Below are 20,886 nucleotides of genomic sequence, written 5' to 3'. Positions count from 1 at the left end.
CCCCAGTCGCGCCTCCCGCGCACGCCGTCCGTGCGGTGGCGGTCTCGGCACGAGTCCACGAAACTTCCTCAGCTCACCAAGAGGTCATGACCGGGGGACAGATCGCGCCGGACGCGGTCACGACGGCCCGGGGTCGCGCGTTCCTCACCGACCTGTCCGGACTCGGCGGGGCGGACCTCGCCCGCGCCGATCGCGATCGTCGGGTCCTCGCGACGGCGCAGGACGATCCGCCATCGGCCGCCGAGGTCGCGGCTTGGTGGCGTGGTCTCGGGGACGAGGAACGGCAGACGCTCGCGACGGTCGCGCCCTCGATCGTCGGCAACCTCGAGGGCGTCCCGTACCGGGTGCGGGACCGGGCGAACCGGACGGCGCTGCGCGCGGGGCTCGCCGACCCCAGCACCGGAGCCGCCCGGACCGCGATGCTCGGGCAGGTGCGGGATTCGCTCGAGCACGGACCCGGCACACCGGAACGCTTCCTCATCACCCTCGACACCCGCGGTTCGGGACGCGCCGAGATCGCCATCGGCGACCTCGACAGCGCGGCCGACGTCACGGTCGTCGTCCCGGGCATGTTCTTCACGGTGACCGGGCAGATGGCGGACTTCACGAACACCGCGAACGACCTCTACAGCGAGCAGGCCACGCTGGCCGGGGTGGCGGCGCCGGGGTCGGGGAGCGGTGTCGCCGTCGTGGCGTGGATGGGGTACCGCACGCCGGACCTGTCGAACATCCTGTCGCTGAGCCTCGCCAAGACGGGTGCCGAGCGGCTCGAGCGCACCGTCGGCGGCCTCCGCGAGGCCCGCGGGAGCGCGCAGCCGCGGATCAACGTCGTCGCGCACTCGTACGGCTCGACGACGGCACTGATGGCACTCTCGTCCGGCCGGATGAGCGCCGACACCCTGACGGTGCTCGGGTCGCCGGGCAGCGACGTGCAGACCGCGAAGCAGCTCGCCGTCGGCAGAGGCCAGGTGTTCGTCGGCGACGCGCACAGCGACCCGATCGCCGGCTCGGGGTACTTCGGGACGGACCCGGGCTCCGCCTCGTTCGGTTCGACCGTCCTCGACCTCGCCGGCGGCATCGACACCGACGACGCCGGTGACGTGTTCCGTCGGCCCGTCGGGCACAACGACTACCTCAAGCCCGGGACCGCGTCACTCCACGACGTCGCGCTGATCGCCGTCGGGCGCGGCGACCTGGTGCGCGAACAGCTCCGTCGTGGCGAGCGCGGGGGTGACGGGGTCCCGCAGACCTCGCCGGACATGTACCTCGTCCGTCCGCAGGACCTCCAGCCGCGCGAGTGAGTCTGGGTGACAACCTGAACGGCGGCGCAGCTGTGACCGGTTCCACGGCAGAACCAGTACAGACCGTTTCCGTACGGTGCCGTCCATGCGTGTGGTGCGATGGCCTGGTGCTCTGCTGACGTTCGGCGCGATGTCGGCGCTGGCCGGCATGCTCGTCGCCGTAGCCGTCACGCCCGGGGTCGCCGTCGCGGGTGAGGGCACCTCCGGCGCGGTGGCGTTCTTCGAGGACCTGCCGAGCTACCTCGACATCCAGGCGCCGCAGCAGGTCTCCTCGGTCTACGCGACCAAGGGCGGCCAGCAGGTCAAGATCGCGTCCTTCTACGCCGAGAACCGGACCAACGTCGCCTCCGACGCGATGGCGAAGACCCTCAAGCAGGCGGCGATCGACACCGAGGACCCGCGGTTCTACGACGAGGGCGGCATCGACGTCGTGGGCACGCTGCGCGGCGCGGCGGCGACCGTCGTGGGCGGAGACGTCCAGGGCGGGTCGAGCATCACCCAGCAGTACGTGAAGAACGTCCTCGTGCAGCAGTGCGAGGAGCTGACGGGGAAGAACGCCGCGGACACCAAGGCGAAGATCGCAGCGTGCTACGAGGACGCCGCCGGCGTGACCCCGCAGCGGAAGCTGCAGGAGATGCGCTACGCCATCGCCGTCAACAAGAAGTACTCGAAGGACCAGATCCTCACCGGGTACCTCAACCTCGTCGGACTCGGTGGCCGCGTCTACGGCGCCGAGGCGGGTGCCGAGTACTACTTCGGCGTCCACGCGAAGGACCTGTCGCTCGCGCAGTCGGCGACGCTCGTGGCGATCCTCAACAACCCGTCGAACCTCCGCATCGACCAGCCGTCGAACGCCGACAACGGCGCCAAGAACGGGTACGCGGCCACGAAGGCACGGCGCGACTACGTCCTGCAGCGGATGTACGTGCACCACGACATCAGCAAGGCGCAGCTCGACGCCGCGAAGGCCACCCCGATCACGCCGAAGATCACGGCGACCGCGAACGGCTGCTCCTCCGCCGCGACCGGGTACGACGCGGGCTACTTCTGCGACTACGTGCGTGACCAGGTGCTGCAGGACCCGGCGTTCGGGAAGACCGCCGCGGACCGCATCGCGACGCTCGACACCAAGGGGCTCGAGATCCACACCTCCCTCGACCTCGACGTGCAGGCGACGGCCCAGTCGGCGCTGTCGACCTACGTCCCGTCCACGATGGCCGGCGTGGACGTCGGCGGATCGAACGTCACCGTGGAGCCCGGGACGGGACGCATCATCTCGATGGTGCAGAACACGTCCTACACGCAGGGCGACAACGCCGGCGCGGGCTCGACCGCCGTGGACTACAGCGCCGACAGCGGGTACGGGAACTCCGGCGGGTTCCAGACCGGCTCGACGTTCAAGGTCTTCACGCTGGCCGAGTGGCTGGCGACCGGGCACACGCTCTCGCAGTCCGTGTCGACCACCGAGCACACGTTCCAGAACGCCGAGTTCACCAACTCGTGCGAGAACGTCAGCGGTGGCACCTGGCCGGTGGCGAACGCCGAGTCGGTCCCCTCGTCGATGACGGTGCAGGCGGCGACGTCCGAGTCGATCAACACGGCGTACGCGCAGATGGGCAAGCAGCTCGACCTCTGCAAGATCGCGCAGCTCGCGGAGTCGATGGGCATCCACCGGGCGGACGGCACACCGCTCAAGCAGATCCCGTCCTCGATCCTCGGCGTCAACGAGCTCTCGCCGATCGACCTCGCCGAGGCGTACGCCGGGTTCGCGAACGGCGGCATCGTGTGCACCCCGACGGCGATCGACTCGGTCACCGAGTCCGACGGCACGAAGATCACGCCCACGCCGTCCTCCTGCACGCGCGGCGTCTCGGCGGACGTCGCGGGAACGGTCGACTACGCGCTGCAGGGTGTCCTGAACGGGTCCGGCACCGCCGCGAGCGCGAACCCCGGCGACAGCGTCCCGAAGTTCGCGAAGACCGGCACGACCGACGGCGACGTGCAGAACTGGCTCGTCGCGTCGACGACGAAGTACACGAACGCGACCTGGATCGGCAACGTGCAGGGCAGCGTGAGCCTGGCGAACTGGCCGTTCCTGCAGGGCACGACCGGGTACAGCGCGAAGTTCGGGGTCGGGAAGGCGATGATGGCCTACCTGGACCAGACGGTCGGCGGGGACGCGCTCCCCACGCCGGACCCGGCGATGATCGGGCAGGCGAGCCACGCCTCGTCGAGCACGTCGTCCGGCTCCCAGTCCGGAGCACAGTCGAACCAGCAGCAGACGCAGCAGGGCCAGACGCAGACGCAGACGCAGCAGCAGACGCAGACGAACCAGCAGCAGGACCAGCAGAACCAGCAGCAGACGCAGACGAACCAGCAGCAGGGGCAGACGCAGAACGGCAAGTGACGCACCAATAGACTGGTGGGCATTCCACGAACCGATCGACGGAGCACCATGCCTGACATCACGAGCGAGCAGGTCGCCCACCTGGCGAACCTCGCACGCATCGCCCTCACGCCCGAGGAGATCGAGAAGCTCACGGGGGAGCTGTCGCAGATCGTCGACAGCGTCGCCAAGGTCGCCGAGGTCGCCACCCCGGACGTCCCGGCGACGAGCCACCCCGTGCCGCTCGGCAACGTCACCCGACCCGACGTGGTCGGTCCGACGCTCACGCAGGAGCAGGCGCTCTCGGGTGCGCCGGACTCCGACGGCGAGCGGTTCCGTGTGACCGCGATCCTGGGAGAAGAGCAGTGACCGACGACATCACCCGCCTCAGCGCCGCGGCGCTCGCCGACGCCCTCGTGTCGCGTGACGTCTCGAGCGTCGAGGCCACGCAGGCCCACCTCGACCGGATCCAGGCGGTGGACGGGGACGTGCACGCGTTCCTGCACGTGAACCAGAACGCGATCGCGGCAGCGAAGTCGATCGACTCGCGCCGCGCCGCGGGGGACGACCTCGGTCCGCTCGCCGGTGTGCCGATCGCCGTCAAGGACGTCCTGTGCACGCAGGACATGCCGACGACCTCCGGCTCGAAGATCCTCGAGGGCTGGGTCCCGCCGTACGACGCCACCCCGGTCGCGAAGCTCCGAGCCGCGGGGCTCGTGCCGCTCGGCAAGACGAACATGGACGAGTTCGCGATGGGCTCGACGACCGAGTTCTCGGCCTACGGCCCGACGCACAACCCGTGGGACCTCGACCGGATCCCCGGTGGCTCCGGCGGCGGTTCGGCCGCGGCGGTCGCCGCGCACGAAGCTCCCCTCGCCCTCGGGTCCGACACCGGCGGGTCGATCCGCCAGCCCGGCGCCGTGACCGGGACGGTCGGCGTGAAGCCGACGTACGGCGGTGTCAGCCGCTACGGCGCGATCGCCCTCGCGTCCAGCCTCGACCAGATCGGCCCGGTGTCGCGCACCGTCCTCGACGCGGCACTGCTGCACGACGTCATCGGCGGCCACGACCCCCGCGACTCGACGAGCATCCCCGACGCATGGCCGTCGATGGCCGCCGCAGCGCGCGAGGGCCTCCAGGCCGACACGCTCCGCGGCCTGCGGGTCGGCGTGGTGAAGGAGCTCGCCGGCGGCGAGGGCTTCCAGGCCGGCGTCACCCAGCGCTTCCAGGAGACCGTCGCGCTGCTCGAGGGTGCCGGTGCGCAGGTCGTCGAGATCGACGCCCCGTCCTTCGCGTACGCGATCAGCGCGTACTACCTCATCCTCCCGGCAGAGGCGTCCTCCAACCTCGCGAAGTTCGACTCGGTGCGCTTCGGCCTCCGGGTGACGCCCGAGAACGGCGCCACCGTCGAGGACGTCATGGCCGCCACGCGCGAGGTCGGCTTCGGCCCCGAGGTGAAGCGCCGCATCATCCTCGGCACGTACGCGCTCAGCGCCGGGTACTACGACGCCTACTACGGGTCGGCGCAGAAGGTCCGCACGCTCGTGCAGCGCGACTTCCAGGCGGCGTTCGAGCAGGTGGACCTGCTCATCAGCCCGTCCGCTCCGACCACGGCATTCCCCATCGGGGAGCGCATCGACGACCCGCTGTCGATGTACCTCAACGACCTGACGACGATCCCGGCGAACCTCGCCGGTGTCCCGGGCATGAGCATCCCGAACGGCCTCGCCCCCGAGGACTCCCTGCCCACCGGCGTGCAGCTGATGGCACCGCAGCGTGAGGACGCCCGTCTGTACCGGTACGGTGCGGCGCTCGAACGGCTCCTCGAACAGCAGTGGGGTCACCCGCTCATCGACAGCATCCCGGACCTCGACCAGTCTCAGCAGTCCGCTGCGCAGGAAGGTGTGATCTGATGGCGCAGAAGGACGCGCTGATGGACTTCGACGAGGCACTCCGGCGGTACGAGCCGGTCCTCGGATTCGAGGTCCACGTCGAGCTCGCGACGAAGACGAAGATGTTCTCGGACGCGCCGAACTTCTTCGGCGGCGAGCCGAACACCAACGTGACGCCGGTCGACCTCGGACTGCCCGGTTCGCTCCCGGTCGTGAACGAGCAGGCCGTCCGCTACTCGATCCAGCTCGGGCTCGCGCTCGGCTGCTCGATCGCGGAGTCCTCGCGGTTCGCCCGGAAGAACTACTACTACCCGGACAACCCGAAGAACTACCAGATCTCCCAGTACGACGAGCCGATCGCGTACGAGGGTGAGGTCGAGGTCGAACTCGCCGACGGCACGATCTTCCAGGTGCCGATCGAGCGGGCCCACATGGAGGAGGACGCCGGCAAGCTCACGCACGTCGGTGGCGCCACCGGGCGCATCCAGGGCGCGGAGTACTCGCTCGTCGACTACAACCGTGCCGGCGTCCCGCTGGTGGAGATCGTCACGAAGCCGATCTTCGGCACCGAGGAGCGTGCTCCCGAGCTCGGCGCCGCCTACGTCCAGGTCATCCGCGACCTCGTCCGGGCGCTCGGCGTGTCCGAGGCGCGCATGGAGCGCGGCAACCTCCGGTGCGACGCGAACATCTCGCTGCGCCCGCGCGGGCAGGAGAAGCTCGGCACCCGCACGGAGACGAAGAACGTCAACTCCTTCCGTGCCGTCGAGCGCGCGATCCGCTACGAGATCCAGCGCCAGGCCGCGATCCTCGCCGCCGGTGGCTCGGTCACGCAGGAGACCCGGCACTGGCACGAGGACACCGGCCGCACCTCCGCGGGGCGCCCGAAGTCCGACGCGAACGACTACCGCTACTTCCCGGAGCCGGACCTGCTCCCCGTCGTGCCAGACCCGGCCGTGGTCGAGGAACTCCGGGCGTCCCTGCCGGAGGCCCCCGTCGCCCGTCGTCGTCGCCTCAAGGGCGAGTGGGGCTTCAGCGACCTCGAGTTCCAGGACGTCGTCAACGGCGGGCTGCTCGACGAGGTCGAGGCCACCGTCGCCGCGGGTGCCGCGCCCCAGGCCGCGCGCAAGTGGTGGACGGGTGAGATCAGCCGCGTCGCGAACGCGCAGGACGCCGCCCCCGGTGACCTCGTGTCGCCGGAGCACGTCGCCCAGACCATCGCGCTCGTCGAGTCCGGCGACCTCACCGACCGGCTCGCGCGCCAGGTGCTCGAGGGCGTCATCGCCGGTGAGGGCTCGCCCGCCCAGGTCGTCGAGGCCCGCGGCCTCAAGGTCGTCTCCGACGACTCGGCGCTCACGGCCGCGGTCGACGAAGCGCTCGCCGCCCAGCCCGACGTGCTCGCGAAGATCCAGGACGGCAAGGTCCAGGCGGCCGGTGCCATCATCGGCGCGGTCATGAAGGCCATGAAGGGCCAGGCGGACGCGGCCCGCGTGCGCGAGCTCGTGCTGGAGCGTGCGCAGCAGTCGTAGCGTCCGTCGTACCTGGGGACGCGTCGGCAACCCGGTGACAGGATGAGTCGTGACCGCAACGATCCGCGCCATCGGTACCGCCGTCCCCCGGACGACCCTCGACCAGGCGGCGGTGCGGGACCTCTTCTCCGCGCAGCCGAGTCTCGGCCGCCTCGCCGGTCGGCTCGTCCCGGCGGCGTTCGACGCATCCGCCGTGGAGCACCGGCACACCGTGCTCGACGAACTCGACACCGACCGACCGGCCGGCGCGTTCCGTGACGAGGACGGCGTGCTGCTGTCCCCGTCGACCGGGACGCGGAACGACCGGTACCGCGAGCTCGCCCCGCCGCTGTTCGTCGCTGCCGCGCGTGACGCGGTCGACCGCGCGGGCGTGGCCGCCGGGTCCGTCACGCACGTCGTGACCGTCTCCTGCACCGGGTTCACCCAGCCGGGGCCGGACCTCGACATCGTCCGCGAGCTCGGCCTCGCCCCCACGGTGTTCCGTCAGCACATCGGGTTCATGGGGTGCTGCGCAGCGTTCCCGGCGCTCCGCATCGCTGCAGCCTTCGCCGAGGCCGACCCGGCCGCGGTGGTGCTCGTCGTGTGCGCCGAGCTCTGCACGCTGCACGTGCGGGCATCGGACGACCCGGACCAGATCGTCGCCAACAGCGTCTTCGGCGACGGCGCCGCCGCGGTGGTCGTCACCGCCACGGGGCCCGGCCTCCGACTCGACGACTTCGCGACCACCGTGGTGCCCGAGGGGGCGTCCGAGATGGCGTGGAACATCGGCGACGAGGGCTTCGAGATGGTCCTCAGCACCGCGGTCCCGAAGCTCGTCGGTGCCACGGTCGCCGGGGCCGTCGCCCCGCTGTTCGACCGGGCCCGCGGGCTCGGGGCGGCTGCGGACGTCCCCGTGTGGGCCGTGCACCCCGGCGGTCGGGCCATCCTCGACCGGACGGAGGACGCACTGGGCCTCCCGGCGTCGGCACTGTCGGCCAGTCGCGCCGTCCTCCGAGACCACGGCAACGTGTCCAGCGCCACGGTGCTCTTCGTGCTCCGGCAGGCGCTCGACGACGGACTCGACGACGGTACCCCGGTCGTCGCGCTCGCCTTCGGGCCCGGTCTGACGGTCGAGGCCGCCCGGCTCACCGCCGTCGGTACCAGCGCGTCGACCGGTGGTGCCCGCGCTGCCGGGGAACGACTCGAGACGGCGACCGCGGGGGTGTCGTGAGCCGACGCGACCCGGCCGCGCCGCGCCTCCCGGCCGTCGACCTCACCACGCGCGCCGTCGACCTCCGCGAACTCATGGACGAGCCGGACTGCGACCCGCGCCAGCTCGCGCGGACCTACCGGCGGTTCGCGCTCGTCAACGCGCTCGTCAGCGGGTGGCGGACCGCCTGGCGGACCCGCGTGGCACCCGCGCTGCCGGCGCACGGCCGCGGACGCGTGCTCGACCTCGGATGCGGCGGCGGGGACCTCGCCCGAGCGCTGGTGCGGTGGGCCGCGAGCGACGGGTTCGACATCGAGGTCGTCGGCGCCGACCCGGACGCACGGGCGATCGACGCCGCGACGCGTTCCACCCCGCGCGGCGTGACGTTCCGGCAGCAGTCGAGCGCGGAGCTGGTGGCGGCGGGGGAGCGGTTCGACGTGGTCGTGTCCAACCACGTCCTCCACCACCTCGGCGACGAGGAGCGGCACGGGTTCCTGGCAGACTCCGAGCGGTTGGCCTCGCGCCGGAGCCTGCACTCGGACATCCGTCGGTCCCCGCAGGCGTACCGCGCGTACGCACTCGGGTCGACGTTCGTCGCGGCGGGGACGTTCATCCGGGTCGACGGCCTGCGCTCCATCCGCCGGTCCTTCACGCTGTCGGAACTGCGGGACGCGCTGCCCGGGGGCTGGCGCGCGGAGCAGGCGGCCCCGCACCGGGTGCTGGCGATCCGCGACGCCTGACGCGCTACCGTCGCAGCATGGCACCGTCCCAGCTGCACCGTGTCGCGGTCCTCGTGCTCGACGGGGCGAAACCGCTCGACGTCGGGATCCCGGCGCAGGTGTTCTCGAACCGGCCGAGCATGCCGTACGAGGTCCGGGTGTGCGGGCCCCGGGCGGGACGCATCGCCGGCGGGGACGGCCTCGCGTACGCGGTCGACCACGGGCTCGACGCCCTGGACTGGGCGCAGACGGTGTTCGTGCCGGGCTACCGCTTCCCCGCGGACACGCCCCCGCCGGCGGACGTCGTCGCGGCGCTCGCCCGGGCGCACCGACGGGGCGTCCGGATCGCGGCGATCTCGACGGGAGCGTTCGCGCTCGCGGCGGCCGGCCTGCTCGACGGACGCCGTGCCACGACGCACTGGCACTACACCCGCGTGCTCCGGGACCGCTACCCGGAGGTCGACGTGGACGAGGACGTGCTGTTCGTCGATGCCGGATCGGTGCTCACCAGCGCCGGGGCCGCGAGCGGGATCGACCTGTGCCTGCACATCGTCCGGCAGGACCACGGAGTCGCGCTCTCGAACCACGTCGCCCGACGGCTCGTCAGCGCGCCGTACCGGAGCGGCGGGCAGGCGCAGTACGTCCCCCGCAGTGTTCCCGAGCCGCTCGGCGACGTGTTCGCGGAGACGCGGGAGTGGGCGCTCCGGCACCTCGCCGGACCGCTCACGCTCGAGGTCCTCGCCCGGAACGCGACGGTCTCACCGCGGACGTTCTCGCGTCGGTTCGTCGAGGACACCGGGTACACGCCGATGCAGTGGGTGCTGCGTGCCCGGGTCGACCTCGCGCGGGAACTGCTGGAGCGCTCGGACCTGTCGGTCGACCAGGTGGCGGAGCGCGCGGGGCTCGGCTCGGACGCGAACCTGCGGACGCACTTCCGGCGCATCCTCGGGACGTCGCCGACCGAGTACCGGCGCACCTTCCAGGACTGATCCCCAGGACGGCGTTGGCGAGATCCTTCCGGACGATGGCTTCCCTGCCACTGGAGCGGCGCCTCCCAGCCCGTGAGCATGGACCGCGGAACGAAAGGAACCCCCATGACCCGCATCGCCGTGAACGGCTTCGGCCGCATCGGACGCAACACCCTCCGCGCGCTCATCGCCCGGGGCGGTGAGGACCTCGAGGTCGTCGCCGTCAACGACCTGACCGCACCCGAGACGCTCGCGCACCTGTTCCGGTACGACTCCGCCCTCGGCCCGTTCGCCGGCACCGTCGAGGTCGACGGCGACACGCTCGTGATCGACGGACACCCGGTCCGCGTCCTCGCATCGCGCGAGCCGGCGGAGCTGCCCTGGGCGGAGCTCGGTGTCGAGGTCGTCCTCGAGTCGACGGGCCGCTTCACCGCACGGGACGCGGCCGCGGCGCACCTCACCGCAGCAGCCCGACGGGTGCTCATCAGTGCCCCGGCCACCGGCGCGGACGCGACCATCGCCTACGGCGTGAACTCGGACGTCTTCGACCCGGCCGTGCACACCGTCGTGTCGAACGCCTCGTGCACGACGAACGCGCTCGCACCCCTCGCGTCCGTGCTCGACGACCTGGCTGGCATCGAGCACGGGTTCATGACCACCGTGCACGCCTACACGCAGGAGCAGAACCTGCAGGACGGGCCGCACCGCGACCTCCGTCGGGCCCGTGCCGCCGGGGTGAACATCGTCCCGACGTCGACCGGCGCGGCGAAGGCGATCGGGCTGGTCCTGCCGCGCCTTGAGGGCAAGCTCTCCGGGGACTCGATCCGGGTGCCCGTGCCCGTCGGGTCGATCGTGGAGCTCAACACCGTCGTGTCGCGGTCGGTCAGCGTGGACGAGGTCAACGAGGCGTACCGTGCTGCGGCTGCCGGTCCGCTCGCCGGTGTGCTCGCGTTCACGGCGGACCCGCTCGTGTCGACGGACATCACGGGGCGGCCGGAGTCGAGCGTGTTCGACTCGCTGCTGACCCGCGTCGACGAGGGGCGGCACGTGAAGGTCGTCGCCTGGTACGACAACGAGTGGGGGTTCTCGAACCGGGTGGTCGACACGCTGGGGATGCTCGCGCGGGCGTGACGGGCGACGGCGCGGGGACGAGAGCGCGTCCGGTGCGTGGGCGGATTTCGCGCTGGGCGACAGTTCACGGGCTCGTGGCGGCGCGAGCTGTCGCTCAGCGCGTGAGGTCGCCGCCGAGACTCGGGCTGGGCGACAGTTCTCGCGCGCTGGAGCGCGAGAACTGTCGCAGGGAGCGAGTCTCGGCGCGCTGTTGCGGACGGGAGGCGCGGTGCGGGCTGGCGCCGTGCCTCCCGTCCGGCGCGTGGGCGCCTTTTCGCGCTGGGCGACAGTTCACGCGCTCGTGGCGGCGTGAGCTGTCGCTCAGCGCGTGAGGTCGCGGCCGAGACTCGGTGCGGCGCCGGCGAGACTCGGGCTGGGCGACAGTTCTCGCGCGCTGGAGCGCGAGAACTGTCGCGGAGGCCGAGTCTCGGGGCCGGGCCAGCCGCGCCGGCGCGGCGCGGCCGCGTCAGCGGATCGTCGCAGTGGTGGAGGCGAAGGAGCGGGAGCGCACGGCCTCGCGGTACCGGTCGAGCGCGGCGTCGTCCGCCCCGACCGACTCCAGCGCCGCCAGACCCGCCCCGAGCACCGGGGGATCGGTGACCCAGGTCGGCACCGCTCCCGGCACCCGCTCGGCGAGCCCCGACACGACACCGTCCACGAGCAGCGGGTCCCGCGCCGCGAGCACCCCGCCGCCGAGCACGACGGGCACCGGCGACGCCGCCGACGCCCCGAGCCCGAGCCGCCCGAGTGCGACGGACGCGAGCAGCACGATCTCCTCGGCCTGCCGTGCGACGACCCCGGCGGCCACGGCGTCACCGGCTCCGGCGACCTCGAACAGCACCGGGCAGAGGCGGTTGAACACGCGCTGGTCGAGGCGTCCGAAGTGGATGGCCTCGGTGACCTCGCGGACGGAGCCGAGCCCGAGCGCGGCGGGGACCGCCTCGGTGAGCGCGGTCGCCGGTCCGCGCCCGTCGTCCGCGCGTGCGGCGTGCCAGAGTGCCCGGTTGCCGAGGTAGGCACCGCCACCCCAGTCCCCGGAGATGTCGCCGATCGCCGGGAAGCGTGCCGTGGCACCGTCCGCCCGGACCGCGAGGGCGTTGATCCCCGTGCCGCACACCACGGCAGCGGCGTCCGGCGACAGCGTGCCCGCTCGCAGCAGCGCGAACAGGTCGTTGTCGAGGACGTCCGGCGCGCCGCCGTCCGCGTCCCACCGGGCGAGTGCGGCCGTGGCGGCGACGATCTCGTCGTGCAGGTCGAGTCCGGCGAGGTAGACGTGGGTGGTGCGGATGTGGCGACCGCCGAGACGGTTCACGACCCGTCCACGGACGTCGTCGAGGATCGGGCCGGCGACCTCCCACCCACGGGACTGCGGGTTGGAGCCCGGCCCTCGTGCGTGCCCGACGATGCTGCCGTCCAGGCCGATCGCGACGACGTCGGTCTTGCTGCCGCCGCCGTCGACGGCGAGCACCACGTCACCCTCCTCCGACGGGACGAGGGGGACGTGGCCGGCGAGCCCCGTCCCGGCAGCGCCGGGCAACGCAGCACCAGCGGGGAGCGCGGCGTCAGCGGGGAGCGCAGCGTCGGCGGGGAGCGCGGCCTCGTCGGCTCGGCTCAGGCCACCCACGATGCCTGCTCCGATCGCGCCCACGGCAGGTGCTCCGCGTTCGCGGCCAGCAGGAGGTCGGTGAGCTTCTCGGCCTTGTCCACCTGTCCCACGAGCGGGTGCGCCCACATCGCGCGCAGCACCCGGTCGCGTCCACCGTGCACCGCCGCCTCGAGCGCGAGTCGTTCGTACCCGGCGACGTGGGCGACGAGCCCGGCCATGTCCGGGTCGAGCGGGGCGACCGGGAGCGGCGTGATCGACTGTCGCGTCACACGCGCCGGGACCTCGATGACGTGGTCGTCCGGCAGGAACGGGAACGTGCCGTCGTTCCGCACGTTGAGGACCTGGACGTCGCCGCGGTCACCGAGGATCGAGGACAGGACGTCGATGGCGGCCTCGGAGTAGTACGCCCCGCCGCGCTGTTCGAGCTCGACCGGCTTCGTCACGACGGCCTCGTCCGCGTACTTCGCCAACAGCGCCCGCTCGGTGTCCATCACCGCTTCGGCGCGGGTGCGCTCGTGGAGCTGTTCCTCGAGCACGACGTCGTGGCTGTAGAAGTACCGGAGGTAGTACGACGGCACGGCGTGCTGCAGGCGGATGAGGTCGGCCGGCATGTGCACGCTCGACGCCATCCGGTCGAGGGCGCCGGTGTCCGCTGAGAGCAGCTCGGACAGGACGTCGCGTTCGGCTCCCGATGCGTCCGTGACGTGCACGCCCCGCTCCCATGTCAGGTGGTTGAGGCCGACGTGGTCGAGACGGACGGCTTCGGGCGCGACCTGGAACTCCGCGGCGAACCGCCGTTGGAACCCGATGGCGACGTTGCAGAGGCCGACGGCGCGGTGTCCGGCCTCGAGGAGGGCGCGGGTGACGATGCCGACCGGGTTGGTGAAGTCGACGATCCAGGCGTCGGGCTTCGCGTACCGCTGCACGAGCGAGGCGTACTCGAGCACGACCGGGACGGTGCGGAGCGCCTTGGCGAACCCGCCGGGGCCGGTCGTCTCCTGCCCGATGCAGCAGGCCTCGTGGGGCCAGGTCTCGTCCTGCTGCCGCGCCGCCTGCCCGCCGATGCGGAGCTGGAACATCACGGCGTCGGCGTCCGCGACCCCCGCCACGACGTCGTCCGTGACGTGGACGGTGCCGGGGTGGCCGGCGTGGGCGAACATCCGCTTCGCGACGCCGCCGACGAGTTCACGACGCTGCGGGTCCGGGTCGACGAGCCAGAGTTCGTCGATCGGCAGCTGGTCGCGGAGCCGGGCGAAGCCGTCCACGAGTTCGGGGGTGTAGGTGGATCCGCCACCGATGACTGCGAGTTTCACTGTGGTGCTATCCCTTCACGCCGGTGAGCGCGATGCCCTCGACGAATGCCTTCTGTGCGAAGAAGAAGATGACGACGACCGGGACCATGACGACGACGGTCATCGCCATCGTCATCGACCAGTCGGTGCCGTGCTGTCCGCGGAACGTGGCGAGCCCGTACGCCACCGGCCAGGCGGCCTGGTTCTCGGACGCGTACAGGAGCGGGCCGTAGTAGTCGTTCCACGAGTGGAAGAACATGAAGATCGCCGCCGAGGCGATGCCGGGTCGGGCCATCGGCACCACGACCCGCCAGAGCACGCCCCACTCGCTGCAGCCGTCCATGCGCGCGGCGTCGCCGTACTCCTTCGGGATCGTCAGGAAGAACTGGCGGAGCAGGAAGATGCTGAATGCGTCGCCGAGCAGGTTCGGCAGGATGAGCGGCCAGAGCGTGCCGGTCAGGTGCAGCTCGGACCACATCACGTAGACCGGCACGGCGGTGACCTGCGGGGGCAGGAGCATCGCGACGATGATGATCGTGAAGATCGCGTTCGCCCCGCGGAACTTGATCTGGGCGAGCGCGTAGGCCGCCGGGACCGAGCTGACGAGCATGAACGCGGTGGCGAGCACGGCGTACAGCGAGGAGTTGCCGAACCACTGCGCCAGCGGCAGTTCGGTGAACACCCGCGCGTAGTTCGAGAAGTCGAACGGCCGGGGCAGGATCGACGCCGTGAGCGCCTGGTTGCTCGACATGAGCGACGTGAGCACCACGAACACGATCGGCGCGATCGTCAGGACCCCGAGCGCCACGAGGGCGGCGTGTTCGGCGATCCAGACGAGGAGGCTGCGGCGCGGACCGCGGGCGGTGCCCGGTGCGGCGCCGCGGGGAGCGCGGGCGATCCGGGGCTGGGACACGGCGGTCATCAGGACTCCTCTGGACGGAAGACGGAGATGCGGCGCATCGTGAACACGAGGACCACGGCGGTGATCACGAACAGCACGACGGCCATCGCCGACGCGTAGCCGAACTGGAAGTTGGCGAACCCGTGCTGGTAGAGCAGCTCGGTGTACGTGAGCAACGACGTGCCCGGGTACCCGAGCTGCGCCGCCGTGCCACCGCCGATCGTCGCCTTGCCGCTCGCGACGCCGGACGCCACCGCGGCCTCGGTGAAGTACTGCAGGGCCGCGATCACCCCCGTGACGACCGCGAACCCGATCACCGGCGCGATCGTCGGCAGCGTGATGTGCCGCACCTGCTGGATGCCGTTCGCGCCGTCGAGCGACGCGGCCTCGTACAGGTCGCGCGGCACGTCCAACAGCGACGCCAGGAAGATGATCATGATGTCGCCCATCACCCAGACGCCCATGATCACGAGCGAGGGCTTCGACCACGCCGGGTCGTTGAACCACAGGGGGCCGTCGATCCCGAAGAGCCGCAGGATCTGGTTGACCGGCCCGGTGCCCGGGTTGAACAGGAACACGAAGGCGACGACGCTCGCCACCGGCGGCACCAGGGCGGGCAGGTAGAACAGCGTGCGCCAGAACCCGGTCGCGGTCTTGGCCCGGCTGAGCAGGCCGGCCACGAGCAGGCCGCAGACGATGCGGACCGGCACGAGGATGACCACGAACCAGAGCGTGTTGACGACCGCCGGGCCGATCTGCGGGTCCTGCGTGAACAGGAACTTGTAGTTCAGCAGACCGACGAACTCGGGTTCCTGCAGTTGGTTGTAGCGGGTGAACGAGTAGAAGATCGACGCCACGAGCGGGTACGCGAAGAAGATCACGAGTCCGGCCAGGGCGGGCGCGAGCATGGTCAGGGCGACCAGTCGCCGACGGGACTCGGCGGAGCGCCGCCGCCGGGGCGGGCGCGCGGAGCCGGCCACGGGGTCGGGAGCCGACCCGGTCGGGCCGGTGGGCCGGGAGGCGCGGGTGGGCCGCGCCTCCCGGCTGCCGGTTTCGGGGGTGGTGACGTCCGTCATGGTCACGGACCTGCCAGCTGGTTGGCGTTGTCGATGTCGGAGTCGAGCTTCTTGAGCTTCGCGGACAGGTCGCCGCCGTTCTCCTGGTACGCCTGCCAGAACTTCGTGAAGGTGCCGATGTAGGCGGCCCCGTCGGCGGTGCCGGGCGAGGTCATCGTGTCCTTGTTGCCCGCGACGTCGACGAAGGTCTTGTAGTTCTCGTCGACCTCGAGCTTCGACGACTGCAGCGCGGAGGTGAGCGTCGGGATGTTCTTCAGCCCGTTGCCCATGGTGACCTGGGCGTCGGTGTTCGTCGACAGGTACTTCAGCAGCGCCCACGCGAGCTCGGGGTGCTTCGAGCCCTTCGCGATGCCCGCCACGTTCCCGGCGATGTACGTCGAGCCGTAGTTGCCGAGGCCGTCCATCACCGGGGTCGGTGCGGTGCCGTAGTCGAGGTCCGGCTTCTGGTCCTTGATGAACGCGGTGCGGTACTCACCGTCGATCTGCATCGCGACCTGGCCGGTCTGGAACGCGTTGTCGGCGGCGAACTCCTGCCCGAGCCCCGAGGTGAACGCCTTGAGCTTGTCGTAGCCGATCTCGTCGACGAAGCCCTTCTGCCAGGTGATGAGCTTCTTCCACGCGTCGGAGGTCCCGATCACGCTGTTGCCCTTGCTGTCCAGCCACCGTCCGTCGACCATCGGCGCCCAGTGCTCCGGCGAGTTCTCGTAGAAGTCGATGAGCGGGTTGAAGCCGAGCTGCTTGATCGAGCCGTCGGCGTTGTACGTGGTGAGCTTCAGCGCGTCGGCCTTGAGCTCGTCGAGCGTCTTCGGCGGCGTCGTGATGCCGGCCTTCGCCAGGAGCGGCTTGTTGTACATCAGGGCGCTCACGTCGGCGAGCGCGGGCATCGTGCACCGCTTGCCCTTGTACTCGGTGTACGACCGCACGGCCTTCGGGATGTCCGACAGGTCGACCTTGTCCCGCTCGATGTACGGCGACAGGTCGCGGAACGCGCCGGAGGAGCAGAAGCTGCCGACGATGGCCGTGGAGTACGACAGTCCCACGTCGATGTTCTGACCGGACGAGATCGCCTTCTGCAGCTTCTCGTCGTCCTGTCCGGCGTGGATGTCGACCTTCACGCCCGGGTTCGCCTTCTCGAACCCGTCGACGGCGCTCTGCACGACGCCCGCCTCGCGGCCGGTGAAGAAGTGCCAGAGGGACACGGTGCCCTTGAGCTCCTTGGGTGCGGACTTGTCGATGGCGTCGGCGCTGCTGCCGGAGCTGCAGCCCGCGACGACCAGGGCGCCGACGGCGGCGACGGCCGTGGCGGTGGCGATGCGGCGGAACGCCCGCCGGTTCGGTTCGGGGAGGGACACGGTGGTACTCGCTCTCTGGTCTCGCTCCGGGTGCGTCCGGGCGTGCCGCGTCCGCGGCCTGGGCCGTGGGCGGCGGTCGTTTCCGGGCGCGCCGAAGAGCCCTGGGTCAGGGCCGGGTGATGGTGCCTCGAGTGGTGCGGGTGGGACTTCTCAGGGGCGCTCGACGGGGTCCGGAGCGGGCGCATCGTCGGTGATGCGTTCGAGCCGGTCCGCGAGCGCGGTGCGGACGACGTCGATGAGGACGTGTCTGGCACCGTGCAGGACGGGGGTGTCGGGGACGCCGGGCGCCACGACGGCGGTGGACCAGCGTGTGCGGGTCCGGAGCCAGGCGGTCACGGCGGCGGCCAGGGCGGGACCGCCCGCGATCCCGGTCGGGCCGTGCAGGACGACCGTCTCGGGATCGGCGACGGCGAGGGCCGGGAGCACGTTGTGCCCGACGCGCTCGCCGAGGGCGGCGGTGAACGGGTGCTGCTCGGGCAGTCCGGGCAGCTGCGGGAGCACCTGGCGCCAGTCGGCTGCGGTGCCGTCCGGTGCCGTGATCCCGTGTTCGGCGGCCAGGGCGAGGATCGCGGACTCGGAGATGAGGTCCGCGACGATCGTGGCCGTCGGGTCGATGGAGCGTGCGTCGGCGGGCACGCTGAGGTAGCCGATCTCACCCGCGGCGCCCGACGCGCCGGTATGCAGGTGGCCGTGCAGGTCGAGGGCCATGCCGAGGCCCTCCGCCATCCAGAAGAGCGCGAACGATCCGGGCGCGCGGCCCGCACCCATGTTCCGCTCGGCGATCGCCGCGAGGTTGGCGTCGTTCTCGATGACGACCCGGACGCCGAGGGCGCGGGAGAGTGTGGCCGAGACCTGGTCGCGGGGCCAGCCGGGGAGGCCGTCGGTGAAGATCAGGGTGTCCGTGGCGTGGTCGACGGACGCCTGCACGCCGACCGCGACGGCGGTGACGAGTTCGGGGTCGACGTCGGCGGCCGCTGCGGCGCGGGAGATCGCTGCGGCGACGATGTCGGCGCCGGGTGCGCGCATCTCCTCCGCCGTCATGGTGTGCGTCGCGACGGGGAACCGGCGGCCCGCGGCGTCCACCACGGTCGAGCAGACGTCGACGAGCTGCACGTCGACGGCGACGCCGAGGTCGCGGTCGGTGATCGCCTCGTACACGACGGCGCTCGGGCCGCGGCGGCCGGTCTGCGTCGCGGTGCCGGCCTCACGGATGAGCGCGGCTGCTTCGAGGCGGCGGATGATCTCGGCCGCCGTGGGCTTGCTGAGCCCGGTTCGTTGCGCGATCTCGTTGCGGGTGAGCGGGCCGTCGTCGAGGAGGAGCTCGAGCGCGGCGCGGTCGTTGAGGACACGCAGCAGGCCGGGCTGGCCGGGGGTGCGTCCTCGAGTGGTCATGTCGAGGACTCTAACGGACAACCTTCTTTACTGAAAGGTTTGTTTACGGATTCGAAACACGCGTTCTGTTCCGCGAAACACGTGCCGGCCCGGCTACGGACGGAGCAGGACCTTGATCGCCCGGCGCTCGTCCATCGCCCGGTACGCCTCGGCCGCCTCGTCCAGCGGGAGTTCGAGGTCGAACACGCGTCCGGGCTCGATCGTGCCGTCGAGGACGTCCGGCAGCAGCTCCGGGATGTACGTGCGGGCAGGCGCCATCCCGCCCGCGACCGTGATGTTCGTGTCGAAGAGGTACCGCGTCCCGATGGTCGGCACCCCGTGCGGGACACCGACGAAGCCGAGGTTGCCGCCCGGGCGGACCGAGTGCAGGGCCTGCTCCATGCTCTGCTCCGTGCCCACGGCCTCGACCGCGCAGTCGGCGAGGTCGCCGTCGAGGAGGTCCCGGACGGCCTGGACGCCGTCGGCACCGCGGGCCTCGACGATGTCCGTCGCGCCGAAGGAACGAGCGAGCGCCTGCCGGTCCGTGTGCCGGCTCATCGCGATGATGCGCTCGGCGCCGAGACGCTTCGAGGCCAGCACCGCCGACAGCCCGACGGCGCCGTCGCCGACCACGACCACGGTCTTGCCGGGGCCCACGGCAGCGGAGACGGCCGCGTGGTGGCCGGTCGAGAAGACGTCGGACAGGGTCAGCAACGAGGGCACGAGCGCCGGGTCGACCGGACCGGGGACCGCGACGAGGGTGGCCTCGGCGTCGGGGATGCGGACGTACTCCGCCTGGGCGCCGCCCACCGGGTCGCCGTACGCGTCCACCGCGCCGAACCCGGAGCGGTGGACGCACCCGGTGGTCATGCCGTGGCGGCAGGCCTGGCACGTGCCGTCGTTCGTCGTGAAGGGCGAGATGACGAAGTCGCCCTCGTGCAGGCCGGTCACGCCGTCGCCGACCGTGACGACCTCGCCGACGAGCTCGTGCCCGATCGGACGCGGTTCCTTCGTCTGCGTGACGCCGCGGTAGGGCCACAGGTCCGAACCGCACACGCACGCAGCCACGACCCGCACGACCGCGTCCCGGGGTGTGAGGATGCCGGGCTGGTCGCGGTCCTCGACACGGATGTCGTTCGGGGCGTGGATGATCGCTGCGCGCAAGAGGGGGCCTTCCGTCGAGATGGTGGGGGACCGGCCGGTCGACGTCGTCCGGAGCCCACTCGACAGTACCCTCGTGCGGGTGGACGACGACCGGTACGGCAGTGACGTGCTCTCGGGCGACTGGCGCTCGCGGGGTGTGGAGAAGGTGCGGCAGGTGCCGCTCGAACGCGACATGGTGCTCGAGGACCCGGCGTCCGGGTGGGCGGGTGCCGTCGTGCGGCTCGAGGCGGGCAACGTCGAGCTCGAGGACTGGAAGGGTCGGACGCGCTCGTTCCCGTTCACCGGGCAGTTCCTGCTCGAGGGCGAACTCGTCACGCTCGGCCGCCCGCAGGCGCCGGTGGGCCGGCCCGGCAGGACGTCGTCGGGTCCGGCACGCGGAGCGTCCGTCACTTCGGACGGGAGGCCCGGTGCGGCCCCGCAGGTCCGTCACGCCTCCGACGGCGGTCGCCTCCGCACCGCGTCCGGCTCGTTCGCCGTCGAGCAGCAGCGGGCGCGGGTGGCGCTGCCCTCGCGGATCATGGTCGAGGGCCGGCACGACGCCGAACTCGTCGAGAAGGTCTGGGGCGCCGACCTCCGCGTCGAGGGTGTCGTCGTCGAGTACCTGGAGGGCGTGGACAACCTCGCCGAGGTCCTCGACGAGTTCCGTCCGTCGCGCGACCGCCGGGTCGGGGTCCTCGTCGACCACCTCGTCCCCGGGTCGAAGGAGTCCCGCTTCGCCGACGCCGTGATGCGCGGGAAGTGGGGCGCGCACGTGCTCGTCGTCGGACACCCGTTCGTGGACGTCTGGCAGTCCGTGAAGCCCGCGCGGCTCGGACTCGACGCGTGGCCCACGATCCCGCGGTCGATCGAGTGGAAGAAGGGCATCTGTCAGCACCTCGGCTGGCCGCACGCCGACCAGGCGGACATCGCACGGGCCTGGCAGCGGATCCTCGGGCAGGTCCGGACGTTCGCCGACCTCGAACCGCAGCTGCTCGGCCGGGTCGAGGAGCTCATCGACTTCGTGACGGAACCGAAGGCCTGACAGGCCGGGCGT

17 protein-coding genes are annotated in these 20,886 nt (G+C 71.7%); 10 read left to right on the top strand and 7 right to left on the bottom strand.

Annotated elements, in window-relative coordinates:
• Positions 1 to 86 precede the first annotated feature (86 nt).
• From ACTJKO_RS13210 to gap, 9 genes are all read left to right on the top strand, one after another.
• Positions 87 to 1,301 (top strand): alpha/beta hydrolase, encoded by a 1,215-nt coding sequence (locus ACTJKO_RS13210; RefSeq protein WP_440689428.1) that lies wholly within the window; start codon positions 87 to 89, stop codon positions 1,299 to 1,301.
• Positions 1,302 to 1,386: 85 nt separating this feature from the next.
• Positions 1,387 to 3,708 carry a transglycosylase domain-containing protein gene (locus ACTJKO_RS13205; RefSeq protein ID WP_440689426.1) on the top strand — a complete coding sequence of 774 codons (2,322 nt, stop codon included), beginning with the start codon at positions 1,387 to 1,389 and terminating at the stop codon, positions 3,706 to 3,708.
• A 48-nt stretch (positions 3,709 to 3,756) separates the two neighbouring features.
• On the top strand, positions 3,757 to 4,056 hold the full coding sequence (gene gatC / locus ACTJKO_RS13200; RefSeq protein ID WP_440689424.1) for an Asp-tRNA(Asn)/Glu-tRNA(Gln) amidotransferase subunit GatC: 300 nt from the start codon (positions 3,757 to 3,759) through the stop codon (positions 4,054 to 4,056).
• Positions 4,053 to 5,600, top strand: coding sequence for an Asp-tRNA(Asn)/Glu-tRNA(Gln) amidotransferase subunit GatA (gene gatA / locus ACTJKO_RS13195; protein WP_440689422.1), 1,548 nt, complete (start codon positions 4,053 to 4,055; stop codon positions 5,598 to 5,600). Before gatC ends, gatA begins: the two co-directional genes overlap by 4 nt.
• Complete coding sequence (gatB, locus tag ACTJKO_RS13190) at positions 5,600 to 7,105, top strand: Asp-tRNA(Asn)/Glu-tRNA(Gln) amidotransferase subunit GatB (protein ID WP_440689420.1); 1,506 nt, start codon at positions 5,600 to 5,602, stop codon at positions 7,103 to 7,105. Before gatA ends, gatB begins: the two co-directional genes overlap by 1 nt.
• A 49-nt stretch (positions 7,106 to 7,154) precedes the next feature.
• Positions 7,155 to 8,315 (top strand): type III polyketide synthase, encoded by a 1,161-nt coding sequence (locus ACTJKO_RS13185; protein ID WP_440689418.1) that lies wholly within the window; start codon positions 7,155 to 7,157, stop codon positions 8,313 to 8,315.
• Entirely contained in the window at positions 8,312 to 9,034 is a 723-nt protein-coding gene (locus ACTJKO_RS13180) for a methyltransferase domain-containing protein (protein WP_440689416.1), read from the top strand. Before ACTJKO_RS13185 ends, ACTJKO_RS13180 begins: the two co-directional genes overlap by 4 nt.
• 17 nt (positions 9,035 to 9,051) lie before the next feature.
• Positions 9,052 to 10,002, top strand: a complete 951-nt coding sequence (locus tag ACTJKO_RS13175) for a GlxA family transcriptional regulator (protein ID WP_440689414.1) — start codon at positions 9,052 to 9,054, stop codon at positions 10,000 to 10,002.
• 105 nt (positions 10,003 to 10,107) lie between these two features.
• Positions 10,108 to 11,112, top strand: coding sequence for a type I glyceraldehyde-3-phosphate dehydrogenase (gene gap, locus ACTJKO_RS13170; RefSeq protein ID WP_440689412.1), 1,005 nt, complete (start codon positions 10,108 to 10,110; stop codon positions 11,110 to 11,112).
• 445 nt (positions 11,113 to 11,557) lie between these two features.
• On the opposite strand, the gene ACTJKO_RS13165 is transcribed toward gap, so the two are convergent.
• The 7 genes from ACTJKO_RS13165 to ACTJKO_RS13135 all read right to left on the bottom strand — a co-directional run bounded on the left by ACTJKO_RS13165 (position 11,558) and on the right by ACTJKO_RS13135 (position 19,853).
• Complete coding sequence (locus tag ACTJKO_RS13165; protein ID WP_440689410.1) at positions 11,558 to 12,715, bottom strand: N-acetylglucosamine kinase; 1,158 nt, start codon at positions 12,713 to 12,715, stop codon at positions 11,558 to 11,560.
• Positions 12,703 to 14,010: a 6-phospho-beta-glucosidase gene (locus ACTJKO_RS13160; RefSeq protein WP_440689408.1), complete on the bottom strand. Its 1,308-nt coding sequence runs from the start codon at positions 14,008 to 14,010 to the stop codon at positions 12,703 to 12,705. Before ACTJKO_RS13160 ends, ACTJKO_RS13165 begins: the two co-directional genes overlap by 13 nt.
• Before the next feature lie 7 nt (positions 14,011 to 14,017).
• On the bottom strand, positions 14,018 to 14,911 hold the full coding sequence (locus tag ACTJKO_RS13155; RefSeq protein ID WP_440689406.1) for a carbohydrate ABC transporter permease: 894 nt from the start codon (positions 14,909 to 14,911) through the stop codon (positions 14,018 to 14,020).
• Complete coding sequence (locus ACTJKO_RS13150; RefSeq protein ID WP_440689404.1) at positions 14,911 to 15,966, bottom strand: carbohydrate ABC transporter permease; 1,056 nt, start codon at positions 15,964 to 15,966, stop codon at positions 14,911 to 14,913. Before ACTJKO_RS13150 ends, ACTJKO_RS13155 begins: the two co-directional genes overlap by 1 nt.
• A gap of 2 nt (positions 15,967 to 15,968) precedes the next feature.
• Positions 15,969 to 17,318, bottom strand: a complete 1,350-nt coding sequence (locus tag ACTJKO_RS13145) for an extracellular solute-binding protein (protein ID WP_440689402.1) — start codon at positions 17,316 to 17,318, stop codon at positions 15,969 to 15,971.
• A 150-nt stretch (positions 17,319 to 17,468) separates the two neighbouring features.
• Positions 17,469 to 18,710 carry an ROK family transcriptional regulator gene (locus ACTJKO_RS13140; protein ID WP_440689400.1) on the bottom strand — a complete coding sequence of 414 codons (1,242 nt, stop codon included), beginning with the start codon at positions 18,708 to 18,710 and terminating at the stop codon, positions 17,469 to 17,471.
• A 93-nt stretch (positions 18,711 to 18,803) separates the two neighbouring features.
• Complete coding sequence (locus ACTJKO_RS13135) at positions 18,804 to 19,853, bottom strand: zinc-binding dehydrogenase (RefSeq protein WP_440689398.1); 1,050 nt, start codon at positions 19,851 to 19,853, stop codon at positions 18,804 to 18,806.
• Between the two features lie 79 nt (positions 19,854 to 19,932).
• Here ACTJKO_RS13135 and ACTJKO_RS13130 point away from each other — a divergent pair, with 79 nt between their 5' ends.
• Positions 19,933 to 20,874, top strand: coding sequence for a DUF3097 domain-containing protein (locus ACTJKO_RS13130; RefSeq protein ID WP_440689396.1), 942 nt, complete (start codon positions 19,933 to 19,935; stop codon positions 20,872 to 20,874).
• The last annotated feature ends 12 nt before the right edge of the window (positions 20,875 to 20,886 follow it).

Source organism: Curtobacterium sp. 22159, assembly GCF_052045775.1.
Classification (GTDB): domain Bacteria; phylum Actinomycetota; class Actinomycetes; order Actinomycetales; family Microbacteriaceae; genus Curtobacterium.
The sequence above is the reverse complement of the archived record's forward strand: the minus strand, read 5'-3'. Positions and strand labels throughout refer to the sequence as shown.